Source organism: Bacteroides sp. 224 (assembly GCF_010500995.1).
GTDB lineage: Bacteria > Bacteroidota > Bacteroidia > Bacteroidales > Bacteroidaceae > Bacteroides.
The window spans coordinates 39,405-53,437 of record NZ_QVMK01000029.1; the positions used below are offsets into that span (position 1 = coordinate 39,405).

Here is a 14,033-nt window from a genome sequence, read left to right on the forward strand (position 1 = left end):
ACTATTAAGTGTAAGTTGTACACTTATGCTGTATGTTGTAGAACATAGAAGATAAATCCCCCAGTCGAGGGCTTATAAGCCCACAGCTGGGGGATAAAAAAATGAAGCCATCTTTAGCTTTTAGATAAGCAATGTGAAGGGGATAAATGTGCTTTTATTTACTTTTCTTTCCCCAATAGGTTTTGGAAGTTGTATATCCGGCATATACGATGGTATGCGTTCTTGGATTTGCTTCCCAATCGGTTTCACGTTGCAGGTAGAGTTTTACACCGTTGGCTGTCAGTATTTGATTCTTTGCATCGTAACTCCATGTCCCCCCTTTCCAGGTGCCGGCTGTAATGGTATGGTCGGCCGCGAGGGTCATGTTGCTCGATTCTTTCTGTTTCTCATACTTATAAGACAGATCGATGTGTTCCCAGTTGCCTACCAGTTCGTCTTCCGTAATGGCTACTTGCGGAACAGCTCCGTAGCGTTCGGGCATAACGAGTGGCCATCCGTCTTCCGTCCAGCGGATACTGCGCACATGTCCCATCATGATGGCATTACTGGCATTAATACCGCTAATGTCTTTAGGAAGGCGACCTTGCGATGCGTAGTACCAGTTGCCGGCACCGTCATCGAAGATGGCACAATGTGCGATACCTACCCAACCGTAATCGTTATTGAATTTGTAGGGGTGGGTGACTACCGGCAGCATCTCCCCTCCGGTTTCGGTCTGGTTAACGCCGTCTATGCCGAGGTAGGGACCATAGATGTTTTTGGAGCGACAGACGCGGGTGTTGTAAGGCACATCCAATGCGTCATAAGCCATAAACAGATAATAGTAGCCGGTGGCGGCATTGTAAACGATCTCCGGTCCTTCCGAGGCTTGCCAGCGATTTCCCATTTTTCGGGTGGTAATCAATGAACCGTATGCAGCAATGTCTCCGTCGGTTCCCCAGGGGAGTGGTAGCGTATTCAGCGGTTTGCCTGTTTCGGCGCTTACTTCCAAGGCGGCTATACCACTGTGCCAGGAACCGTAAATCAGGTAATGCTTCCCTTCGTTGTCTATCAGATAGCTTGGGTCGATGGCGTTCCACTTGTAGTAACAGCCACCCCAGTTGTCGGGTTTGACATAGAAGTTCAGCCCTTTGTCCGAGGCATTGGTGATGACATAGCCCTTATCTTCCCAGCCGTCGTTGTTGGCAGGGTTTGAGTTCTCCAATAGGCCGATGAAGGCGCGTTCGCTCCAAGAGTTGGGCCCGTCTAAAAGGCCGGGGCAGACGATGGAGTAGTACATACGGTAGAGCCCGTCTTTCACTTTACGCACACAGGGTGCCCAGTAACCGAAGTCGGTGGTTGCGGGCGAAACTTCGTTCAAACCCATTTCACCGCGGATTTCATTCAACTTCGGAATTACCCAACTGGGTAGTGATGGCATCACTCCGCCTAAGTATTCCCAGTTTACGAGGTCTTTGGAACGACGGCCGTGGAAGTGTCCGCCGGCTGTATGTGCATTGCCGTAGGAGGCATCCGTCTGATACATATAGTAATATCCGTCTTCGGCCAGCATCACAGTGGGGTCGTGTACATTTGCCAAGTTCCATTTACTGCGTTGGTCCCAGCCGGCTATGCCGGTGTAGTTATCTTCGTATGCGGGTGCCACGTAGTTTTTGAGCTGTTCGTCAAGGCTTAGGCTTTCTGTGGTTGCCGTGAGTGCATCCGAGTAGGTGTAACGACTGTTGCCGTAGGCATAAGCACGGATATAGTAAGTGGTACTGCCCATCAAGCCGGAGATCGTTGCACTGAAATCCTCGTCGACTTCCACTACATTGTCTTTGATAGTAGGATTCTGGGCGTTTACACTATAGCAGAATCCCTTCTTGACTATGTTATTCAGATTGCCGGTGACCGATGAATTAATGGTCAGTGACGTGCCTGTAGTTGCAGCTACCTGGGGAGTGGTCACGACTATATCGCTGTTTCTATTGTATTCGATATCGTCTAGCCCATCGGAGCAAGCCGTGAAACCAAAGGCCATCAATAGGGATATTAAGAAAAATGTTTGTTTTTTCATTGGATTGGTAAGTTATTAAGGGTTAAAGACGAGATGACAAGCGTCAACGGTCAATGCGAAGTTCAGATCATTGGGATCTACTGTGTTGATACCTAAATAGTACTGCGTGGAGGTGGTGCCTGTTGTACCCTCCATCACTGCCTGAACATCGGCGGTTCCATTGCCGCAGTTGGTTACGTAAACCGTAACTTTGGCTCCATTCATACCGGCAAGCCAAGTGGCCCAGTCGCCTTGTGTTCCGCCAGGGAGGCAGGCAGCATATCCGTCGCCCCATCCGTAGTTGTCGGCGCGAACTACTGCGTATTCGGCAAGATTGGCTTTGCGGAGAGCCACAACGAAGTTGTTCCAGTTTCCGGCCAGATTACTGTAGTTGGTGAAGGTGATGGATTTTGTTGCACCCACAGGTACATTGAAGTCGTCAGAGGTGGCTCCAAAGAAGGCCGTTGAGTTGTCGGCGGCTCCTACCATATTGGCAGTGTTGGTCACAGCAGATGCTGTTGACGCGGATACGGTAACCCCTACGGTTGCTGTGGGGCCATCTTCGGTGGTAATAGTAACGGTCTGAGAACCAGTCTTCGCAGGAACGGCAGAGAACGTGAGTTTCGCATTGTCTACGGCTCTTGTGCTTCCGTCGGCGTAAGTGGCTGTAACCACCATGCCTGTTGGGTCGAAGGTCAGCGTGCGGTCTGTCAAAGTCTCGGTGGCAGGCGAGGTGTAGTAATAGTATTGTGTGCACGAGGGTTGGGTAGTTACCTCGATGGATTCAATCTTTTCCACGACTTCGAAGGTAGCATTAGCCACAATCGGTTGGTCGCAATTCTCGCCCTTAAAGGTCTTGTTGTAGATGGCTACAAGGGTTTTTGCGCCCAGTTGCTCCATGTCGGGAATGGCAGAAAAGTGGAGTTCGGAAGCCGATACGGTTTTGGTCACTCCCTCTTCGAAGGTAACGATGGCCGAAACATTGGCCATGGCTTCTTCGAGCGAGGTACCCACGTTCACCTGGTCGGGTACATTTTGTAGTACCATGGATACCGGGTTCTTGTCTTCGGCAGAAGTGAGACCACCAATAGGAACGATATTCGTCTGCTGGAAGTCGATGTACGAACCTTCGGGAACCAGGAAGCAGCGGATGTTGGTGTTGCTCGCATCTGCATTCAGATTTTCCTCCTTGTAGGGTTGCTCGTACATCTTGGTGGCTTCGCTGTTGTACATTTTTACGGTGAATGCGCTTGCGCTGGTACGGTCAACGGTAAGTGTTATTTTACCGCCCAGGCGTTGTATGTTAGCATCTATATTGTCAACAGGATCGAGAAGCAGCGTGCCCGAGATGTACTGGAAATTGATATGATCGCCCCACTGCGAATTGTACGTTTCGGGGCTGCCTGTAACGTCAAAGCGGATGGCTCCGTATTCGGTATATCCTGTACCTCCACGTTCCACATCGTTGGTGATGATAAGGGCAAAGTTCTTGTAATACGTATTGTCGGCCGGGTTGATGTGGAGGTTGAACACCGCATTCCACTTCTCGCCATCGGGCACTACGTAATACTTGGAAAAGGCCGACCAGAAGCCGGAAGTATAATCCGTATTTCCGAAGGTGTATACATCTTCCTGCATACCTTCAAGATCTTCTTCTTCGGGTGGTTTCTTCGAGTCTTCGATTTCCTGTATTTTATCCGAAATCCAGTCGGGGGCGTTTACGTCGTAAAGATCGCCACCTTCGCAGCCTGTCAATGCCATTAGTGCAAAGCAAGCGTATGCTATTTTTTTGATTAATCTCATTGTTTTAAATTTAAAGAGTGTAATTGTTTTGGTAAGTAACTTTTCATAATTGAAATAGCCCCCTCCGCCCTTTGGGCACCTCCCCCTTGCAGGGGAGGAATCGGTGCCGCAGGAATTCCTCCCCTGCAAGGGGGAGGTGCCCAAAGGGCGGAGGGGGCTGGTTTTATCTGCTTAAATCAACCACCGGACGAACTGTCCAACCATTGCCACTGAAATAAGAGGAGTTATCCGTGCTATAGTTGGCAGAATTACCTCTCAGGTTGGGGTTGTTGTTCATCAACTGTTGCACGATGGGCAGGAATTCGTGTCCCGGCAAATAGGTATCATACGTGCTCTTCAGCTCAGAATCGTTTGCTACATTGCTATAACTCACCGGGTTCTTTATTCCCTCTTTAGAGAGGCGTACCGTGCCGTGTTCCTTGAGTTGCTGCAAGCGGCTGTTGTTGTAAAAGAAGCCCCAGCGGATGAGATCGAAGCCTCGACCGAATTCGCAGCCGAACTCCTTCGGACGTTCTACATTGGCTATCTGTTCGAAGAGTTTGTCGGCGTTGCCGAAGTCCTTGAGCTCTAAGTCGGCCAGATTGGCGCGGCCTCGCACCTCGTTGATCCAGTCGATAGCCTGCTGTGTGGGGCCATTCACCTCGTTTTCGCATTCAGCAGCACGGAGTAGTACATCGGAATAACGCATCAGGCGCAGGTTGATACCATCGCGCAAGCCTGTAACGACGGTACTGTACAAACCGGTACGGAGATTTGTGAATTTAGCAATGGGTAGACCACCGTAAGTGTTGTTAGTCACGATATTGTCGGTGGCTGTAAGTGTTTGCGTATAAGCTACATTACCATATTCGAAGTCTGCCCAGTCGGGTTCGTAGGTTCCGATGGTCCAGTAAAGACGGGGGTCGAGTGTACCTTTCGTGGTGCGCTCTTCTTTAAAAAGATGGTAGAGCCAGGGCGAAGCTGAGATGTCGGCCCAACCGCCATAATTGCCGGGAGCAAAGTTGCTCTCAATGGCCGACCCTTGTGTGGCATTGGGGCTGGTGTTTACCGGCGTCCATTCGTCGTCAGTGCCTTGCGCTCCATAATCGAGGTACTGCACTTCGAAAAGGCTCTCTGCGTTGTTCTCGTAGGCTGAACCTTCGCGGAAATTATCTCCATAGTTCTTCATCAGGCTATACGTGCCATACTTTTTACTGATGATGTCTTTCAACACCGGGAGTGCATCGCTGTATTTATGGCGCATCATAAGGGCGCGGGCATAATAGCCTGCCGCAGCACCGCAGGTAGCACGTCCGCCGGCCCACTCGCCGCCTTCATCGCGCGAGGGAAGCAATCCCATCGCTTCCTTAAAATCTTTTTCTACCTGGTCCAATACGGCATCGTAGGTACTGTTACCTCCGTAAAGTCCTTCGAGTGTGGAGTAGGAGGCGTAGTCCGTAATAAGGGGCGGATTCTGATAATAACCTACCAGGTTGTAGTACGACAGTCCGCGCAGGAAAAGCACTTGTCCTTTGATGCGTTTCATCTTATCGGAAAGTTGAGTGTTATCTTCGCCGCAACGTGAAAGGGCGAAGTTGCATACGTTGATGGTGTAGTACCATTCCCGCCAGGGCCACCACGTAATGTCCGAAGTGACTTCTGCGTTCAGGTCATCGAAAGGCATATACCACACTTGTGAAGAGTTCCAGGCTTCATCTCCACGGCACACGTCGATAGTGTAACCTACACGGGCGTACGAACCCTCCATACGAATGTGGTTGTAGGCGGCAATCACGGATTCCTCCAAGTCATCGGGATTAAAGCCGAAAGTACTGGAAGTTTGCTGGTTGGGATTCAACAAATCCAACTCGTCACTGCAAGAAAACAGCGTGCTAAATCCCAAAATGAGAGCAAGTGAATATTTATATAGTTTCATAAAATATGTTTTTAAAAGCCTCACCCCAACCCTCTCCAAAGGAGAGGGGGATGGCTGCGCTATCCATGCGCTCGTTGTAACTCCCCTTCCCCCTCTCCTTTGGAGAGGGCCGGGGTGAGGCTGTGTTTCAATTAAAATGTAAAATGAACGCCACACATGAAAGTGCGTGCAGTAGGATAAGAACAGAAATTATATCCCGGAGTGAAAGTTCCTCCCGCATAGTCAACATTATAACCGTGATAACCGGTGAATGTGTGTAGATTCTGTGCCGATACGTATAGACGTACATCAGATACATATTTGCCGAACCACTCGTTCGGGAAGTTGTAGCCCAATTCTATATTGGCAATCTTCCAGTAGGCTGCGTTCTGAATTTTGCGTGAACTGAAGAGGTCGTTCCAACCCAGGCTGGCACTGTTGGTAACATACGTGCGCGGCACGTTAGAGAGGTAAGTGCTGCCGTCTTCGCTCCAGCGGTTGGCATCGAGCATACCCACTGCTTTGTTTCCCCAGCCGTAGGCCGAGTTCAGCGAGTTGTAGATGTCATCGCTCACGTGATAGTTCATCGCACCGAACGTAGCGATGCTCAAATCAAAACGTTTGTATTCAAAGCGGGCACTAAGGCCGAAGTTAATCTTAGGCATACCACTGCCTAACACTACTTGGTCGTCGCCGTCTACTTTACCGTCGGGTACACCGTCCGGTCCGCTCACGTCCTTATACAGGCAGTCGCCAATCTGAGCACCCTCTTGCGTGGCATGGCTGTCCAAGTCTGCTTGCGTGCGGGCAATACCCTCGTAAACCCAGCCGTAGAACTGCCCGATTTCCTGGCCTACTTTGGTAATGTAAGCCCCGGTGATGTATTGGTCGGTACCAAAACCTAACGAAGTTACACGGTTGCGCAACGTGCTGAGGTTGGCCGAAACTTCATACTTAAAAGCGCGGTCGCGGTTGCGGTAGGTAGCCGAAAACTCAAAACCGGAGTTGTTCATCGAGGCGGCATTCATTGTAACGGTGGTATTAGACACACCGGCTTGTTCCGGAACAGGAACGGCATACAAAAGGTCTTCGCTGGTATTCTTGTAATACTCGGCTGTAAACTCCAGGCGGTTGCGGAACAAAGCGAGGTCGATACCTACGTTGTAGGTCTTCTTCTTCTCCCATGCTAGGTTATTGTCCACGAAAGTGGAAACGGCAGAACCGGTCACTACGCTACCGTTGAAATTGTACGTCATGTTGTTGCGCGACATCACCGCCTGATACATATACTCACCTATATTCTCGTTACCGAGTTCACCATAGCTACCACGTACTTTGAACATGTTCACGGTATTTGTATCGAAAGGGAAGAAGTTCTCTTTGTCAAAGCGCCAACCCACAGAAACAGAAGGGAAGGTGCCCCAACGGATGCTTCTGGTCAGGCGGGAACTACCATCCCGGCGTACGGTGGCCGAGAGCAAGTATCTGTCATCGTAATTGTAGTTGATACGACCAATATAAGACGAGAGGGTATGTTTGTATTCGTAACTTTCAGAATACGTACTGGCAGCATTTTGGAGCTGTAGGAAGTAGGGCTCAGTGAAGTTGATGCCCCATCCGGTCAATAGGTCGGTGTTTTCCTGTTGGTAAGTCTGCCCTGCCACTACGTTGATGTGATGTTTGCCTATTGTACCATCGTAAGTAAGTACATTCTCTATCAGTGCATCCGAATAGCTGCGTGATGCCTTGGTAAGCCGTTCGTTGCTTTTAGACAAGTACACACGGTTACTTTGCACCCATGCGGGAATCCAGGTATGATCCTTGGCATTGGTTTTACTGTAAGAGAGGTTCACTTTATAGTTGAGTTTATGATTTTTACTATTGATGCCAACCATCTTGAGCAGATCCACGTCGGCCGATCCGGTTCCCACCAAGCGATCTACGCGCGTGTTGCGTTCCATCAGGTGATTTATCAGCAATGGGTTGGAAGCGGAGATGTCACCATGCACAGTATCGTAATAAACACCATAGCCGTAAGCGTCATAATTATAGTTGTTGGCAATTCCTACCAGGTTATCAAGTACCCATGTCGAAGAATCATAAGCCTTGATGGTGGGCTGCATGAGCAAGGTGCCGCGCAGCACATTGGTTACGTCACCATACAAACCTTGAACGTATTCGGAAGCGTTCGACAAGCCCATATTGTCCTGATTGGAGTGAGAGTAAACAAGGCTGGTATGGAACTTGATGAACTTGGTATCCATGGTGTTATTTACACGCGCGGTATAACGTTCGTAATTAGGACCGGCACCTTCGAGCGTTCCTTTTTGGTTGAAATAATCTAATGATATATTATAGGTGTTATTGGCACCACCTCCGGAGAGGTTCACGTTGTGGTTCTGACGGATACCTGTTTTGAATACCTCTTTAAACCAATTGGTGTTAGTGTCGTCCTGGAATTGATATTTTCCGGTTTCGTTATTAAACTTATATCCCGATGGCAACGGCGTGTTGGAGTTTGCGGCTGCTTGGCCGAGGTATTGGCTGTATTGGTCGGCATTCATTACATCATAAACATCATTAGGAATATTATCCACGCCGAAGTATCCGTTGTAATCCACTTTCAGCGGTTGATCTTTTTGTCCGCGTTTGGTGGTGATGATAATCACACCATTAGCAGCGCGCGAACCGTAGATAGCAGCAGCCGAAGCATCCTTTAGTACCTGAATGGTTTCAATATCGTTCGAAGAGAAATCGCGGATGGTAGTTCCCATCGGAACACCGTCGATCACATACAGCGGAGCTGTGCTACCAAAAGAGCCAACCCCACGGATGCGCACGCTCGGATCGGCACCGGGCTGTCCGTCGGAGGTGATTTGCACGCCGGAAACCTTACCTTCGAGCATGGTAGAGATGTTGGAGTGTGATGTCTGTTTCAAGGCTTCCGCATCTACTATGGCAACAGAACCGGTTAAGTCGGATTTCTTCTGTGTACCGTATCCTACCACCACCACTTGGTCAAGTATCTGGCTGTCGGATTGTAACTGAATGGTTTCAATGATGGCACGATTGCGAACAGCCACTTCGCGTTCCTTGTACCCCACATAGCTTATTAAAAGGGTAGCGTTTCCGGGAACCTGTAATTGGAAGTTTCCGTCCATATCGGTAATGGTTCCGTCTTGTCCGCCTTTCACTTTAATGGTAGCCCCTATCAGGGGTTCGCCTTGCTCGTCGACTACTTGGCCACGAACCTTGATAGTCGGAGCTTGTGCCACGGTAGCCATTGCGGGTGTAGAATATACCGCCATGCTGCCAAAAGTACACAGACTAAGCATTGCGGAAAAGAATAAATGTTTCCTCATCTTTAAAAGTATTAAGGTTGTTAATTTAATAGATTAGACTTCTTATTAACCCTACCAAAGATAGCCGGGTTATAGATTTAATAGATGTAATGGAATTAATAGGGGAAGGTTGAACTTGGTCGATGCCACGTGCAATGCGGCAATCATTCTTTTGCTATTCTTCATGATATTAAGATTAAAATTACACATTAAATACATCCTTCTTTCTCGAAGGAGAATAAAAACGACGTATTTATACCTGCAAATATAGTTCGACTATGTGTTTGAGTGGTGGACGTTTGTGTTTTGATAGTGGATAAATGAATAAAAGTTGCTGTTTTGGTAAAAAAAGACATATACCTTTACTCTTTTAACCTATACACCTTTACCCTCTTAGCCTATACACCTTGGCACTTTGTAGGTATATATCCATGAGATACAAAGGTATATACCTAAGCAGTCTGTAAGTATATACCTTTGTAACCATTAGGTGTACACTTAAGCGACCCTTAGGTATATACCTTTGCAACCATTAGGTGTACACTTAAACAATTCTTACATATATCTATATATAATAATGTACGCGTACCTATTATATATGATCACTTTTGAATTTGATAAAAGGCTCATTTAAGCCTTATTCCATTAAACTACTGGGAGTAGTGTTGTATCTTTTAGTAAAACAGCGAGTGAAGTATTTAGGATCGTTGAAGCCTACTTCATAAGCAATCTCTGAGATATTCAGATTTTTGGTAATTTTGTTTCTTTCAATCAGTTCTCGTGCGATGCTGAGGCGGTAATTCCGTATAAACTGCCCAATGGACTGTCCGGTGAGACTCTGCATCTTTTTATTGAGTAAACTTTTGCTTACGCCCATAGCTTCTATAAAATCGGAAGCTTCATAATATGAATTCTTATAGTTGGCTTTTAGAATGTCCAATGCTTTGTCTAAGAACTTTTTATCGCTGGATTCCTCTTCTATTTGCAATTCTTTCACCTCCATGCTCATAGCAAAACGCTTTTGATAACGCTTGCGGTTTTCCAGAATATTGGTGATGCGGGTTAATAAGAGTTCTTCGTTGAATGGTTTTAATAGATATTCGTCTACCCCCATTTTATAGCTCTCTATGCGCGATTCCTGAGCAGTCTTAGCAGTAAGCATCAGAAAAGGAATGTGAGAGATCGAAAAATTCTCTTTGACTTTTTTGGATAATTCAATGCCATCCATAACAGGCATCATCAGGTCGCTGATGATAAAGTCTACGTTGCTTTGTGCGAGTATATGGAGTGCTTCTTCTCCATTTTCTGCCTCGAATATGTTGTATTGTTCGGAAAGAATGGAGCGGATATAAGCACGCATATCTTTGTTGTCTTCTACGATAAGTATGGTTAACTTTCCGGGAACAAAATCTATAGGAGGTTGTACACCGGCCTCGGTGGAAAGCTGCGGATGAATGCCCGAAAGGGGGACCGGATTGTTCTTGTCTTCTCGCAACAAAGGAAGCACGATGGAAAAAGTACTGCCTGTTTTCTTATGATTGCGAGCAGTGATGGTGCCGCCGTGCAGTTTCACGATTCGTTTGGATAAGTACAGACCAATTCCTGTGCCACTTTGTCCATATACCGGAAATTTGGAATGGTCGTTCGATTGGTAGAAACGGTTAAATATTTTAGGCAAATCCTCTTCCGAAATACCTATCCCGGTATCGGATACGCTGATATACAACTTCTCTGTATCACTTTCCTTGTCGCTACATGAAGCAACATAAAGGGTTACGATACCATTGTCGGGCGTAAACTTAATGGCGTTGGAGAGTAGGTTGGTGATTACTTTGTGCATTGCATCCTGATCGAACAGTAAGAAAGGGTCGGTCAGGTGATAAAGTTTACGGAGTTGAATGTTTCTTTCTCCGGCGAAAGCTTCGAAAGGTAACACCAAAGAGTCAATGAATTTCAGGAAATTACCTCTTCCTTGTACAATCTCTAATTTCCCCGATTCCACTTTCCGGAAGTCCATCAATTGATTAACCAACGACAACAGGTATTTAGAATTTCGTTCCACAAAATGCAACTGTTCAATAACCTGTGGGTTGTAGCTCAGTTTCAGTGCCCGCTCAATTGGTCCTATAATTAAGGTAATAGGGGTGCGAAATTCGTGGGTGATGTTGGTGAAGAAAGATAATTTATCTAAAGTTAGCTCCTGTACCTTTTTAGACATTTGTATGAGCTGAGACTTCTGTTTGGTAATTTTCTCGTTCTGTTCTTTCAGTTCGCGGGTGCGCTCTTCTACCATTTGGTGCAATAACTTTTGTTGTTTTTGTAGCAAATGAATACGCCGTATGTAATAATAGGCAACCGAACAACCTAAGGTCAGGATTACACTCAGGATAAACCACCAGGTTTTATAAAAGAAAGGAGTGACAATTACTTCCAGCTCTTTCTGAATATCCTCGTTGGCGAAATCTTGTGAACTGTATCTTACCTGGAAAGTGTATTTTCCCGATGGAATATTAGTGTAGCTGGCAAAGCGGCGAGTAGAAGGTACTTCCACCCAATTATCGTCAAAACCCAATAATCGATAGCTATAAACCGAAGCCAATTGCGCTTCGTAGTTTAAGGCTGAGAATTCCAGAGAGAAAGACTTATCACTCTCATGTAAATGAAGAGTTTTGGCAATGGAAATATTGGTGTCGATATACTTATTGCCGGGGTATATTTCTTCGTTGGCCACCAATAAACGGGTCAGGGTAATGTGGGCAGGCGCCGGCGTTGTTTCCTTTCGGTTGGCTTCGATAACAGTTAAGCCGGTCAGTCCTCCAAAGTACAATAAGCCTTTTTGCGATTTACAATAAGCATTCCAATAAAATTGATTGCCGGTAAGACCATCTTCTTTGGTATAATTGGTGAAACGTTCGGTTAAAGGATCGAAGCAAGACAGACCGTTGTTAGTGCTGATCCACAGGCGGCCTCTTTCATCTTCGAGTATGCCCCGGATGTTGTTGTTTATCAACCCCTGTTCGGTGGTATAAGTAATGAAAGTGCCTTTTCCATCTTTTTCTGTGGGGAAATATTTGTATATGCCATTTCCGTTACTACCTACCCAGATGGTACCATTGGAGGTCAGGCAAAAACAGGCACTCTTTTCTATCAGTCCGGAGGAAGGATTGTCCAACTTGAACTTTAAGTGGGTGTATTGAAAACGATTGTCTTTCCGGCTGTGGAGATGAATCAGGTAAACACCCTCCATAGAACCCATCCATAAATTGCCCGATGGGTCGATCATTGAACCTATAGAACCATGAATAGAGCGGGTTACCTCTTCGCTGAAAGGGGCATGTATAGAGTCGGTTGCTAAATCATAAAAATAAATACCGGGATTTGTTCCAATCCATATACCGTTATTAATAGGGTCGTAACATAAACTTCCTATAAAATCGATAGGTGCTCCTTGGTGTGTTTGGGAAGAAATATACTTGCCGGTTGCATACGTAGGCGAGTTTAGGTTGAGCAATGTAACTCCATTTCCCCAGGTACCTACCCAGAGGCGATCTTTGTCATCGGCAGTGATGGCACTTACCGAATTGTGGCTTAGAAAAGCAGGAGCATCGGCGGTGTAATGCACAAAATGATCGCTACCGTTTGCTTTGCGGTTGAGGCCGCCTTCTACAGTTCCTACCCATAGGTTACCTTTTTGATCCTCGAATATGGCATTCACCGGATTGGGCGAAATGGAGGAGGCTTCATCCTTATTATATATATAACTGCGAGCCGACAATCTTCGTGGAGTCATTTTGTTGACTCCCCCCGTTTCACTACCTATCCAAATAATGTCACCATCTATATACATACAGTTAATGAAGTTGGAGTTTAACTGCTTTCGGGAGTGTTTGACTTCTTGCGTAATCTGCTCAAAATCATTGCTTGTTTGGTTGTAAACATTGATACCTCGCAGTGTGCTTACCAGCAACTGTTTGTCTTTGGTTATTTTAATGTCTGTAATAAAGCTTTGTGTGATGGAATGAGGATTTCCCTTCTCGTATTCATATCGTTTAATGATTTCTTCGGACTGATTGTAGCGAAACAGCCCTTTATTGGTACCTATCCACACTTCGTTCTCTTTGGAACAGAAAGCTGATATTAAAGTACCTTGCTCAAATTCTAATAGTGGAGAGATGAGAACTGCTTTTAGTGTATTCTTCTCGGCCGGATATACCTTGCAGACTTTATTTTCTATGCCAATCCAGATGTGACCATCTTTATCAATATCGGAAAGTGCCACCGCCTGTGTATTAATCGAGATGTTAGACAGTGTGTAGATGTCTGCTACCTCTCCATTCGTTTTAAAAGTTATTTTGTAGAGGCTGGAATGGCCGCACAGCCAGATGGCTCCCAGACTGTCTTTAGTTACATTAATAATGGGTTGCGAAAGAATGGCTGTAAAAGCACTGTGTTCTTTGGGGGGAATAATTAATTGTAGTTTCTTTAAATCTAAGATATCGGTACCTCCTTCTGAAACAATCCATAGACGACTAAAGTTATCTTCGCATACCGTTCTTATAAAATTGCTTTTGAGTTTAACCGGCGAAGTATTGATGCTATAATGCACAAATTCGTATCCGTCGTAACGGGATAAGCCGCCTCCTCCGGTCGAAAACCAGAGAAATCCTTGGGAGTCTTTGTATATGTCGTCAATGAAATTATGCAGTAGCCCATTCTCCATGGTTACATACGTGGTGTTGTATCGGGAGGAGAATTGTTCCTGCGCACCGGCTGCCATAGGAACCAGCATCCATATACATATAAAGGCAGATAAAAGAAATGTTTTCACCATAGCATTAGTGTCAATGTTATACAAATGTAGAGGATAAAAAAAGATTAATCAAGTGGCGAGGGTGCTCTTTTTGTGTCTGCGCACATTTGTCCACCTATATTGCGTATTTGTCCACCTCCCAAGGCTATA

The 14,033-nt window shown here is 46.2% G+C and carries 5 protein-coding genes; all 5 read right to left on the bottom strand.

The features are described 5' to 3' along the window. Positions 1 to 154: 154 nt before the first annotated feature. The 5 genes from D0T60_RS13075 to D0T60_RS13095 all read right to left on the bottom strand — a co-directional run bounded on the left by D0T60_RS13075 (position 155) and on the right by D0T60_RS13095 (position 13,904). A complete protein-coding gene (locus D0T60_RS13075) occupies positions 155 to 2,056 on the bottom strand; it encodes an arabinan endo-1,5-alpha-L-arabinosidase (RefSeq protein ID WP_163218553.1) in 1,902 nt (633 codons plus the stop codon). A gap of 15 nt (positions 2,057 to 2,071) precedes the next feature. Next, positions 2,072 to 3,838: a bacterial Ig-like domain-containing protein gene (locus tag D0T60_RS13080; protein WP_163218554.1), complete on the bottom strand. Its 1,767-nt coding sequence runs from the start codon at positions 3,836 to 3,838 to the stop codon at positions 2,072 to 2,074. 163 nt (positions 3,839 to 4,001) lie between these two features. Then, positions 4,002 to 5,753, bottom strand: coding sequence for a RagB/SusD family nutrient uptake outer membrane protein (locus tag D0T60_RS13085; protein ID WP_163218576.1), 1,752 nt, complete (start codon positions 5,751 to 5,753; stop codon positions 4,002 to 4,004). Between the two features lie 131 nt (positions 5,754 to 5,884). After that, a complete protein-coding gene (locus D0T60_RS13090; protein ID WP_163218555.1) occupies positions 5,885 to 9,094 on the bottom strand; it encodes a TonB-dependent receptor in 3,210 nt (1,069 codons plus the stop codon). A 616-nt stretch (positions 9,095 to 9,710) separates the two neighbouring features. Further along, positions 9,711 to 13,904, bottom strand: coding sequence for a two-component regulator propeller domain-containing protein (locus D0T60_RS13095; RefSeq protein WP_163218556.1), 4,194 nt, complete (start codon positions 13,902 to 13,904; stop codon positions 9,711 to 9,713). Positions 13,905 to 14,033: the final 129 nt, after the last annotated feature.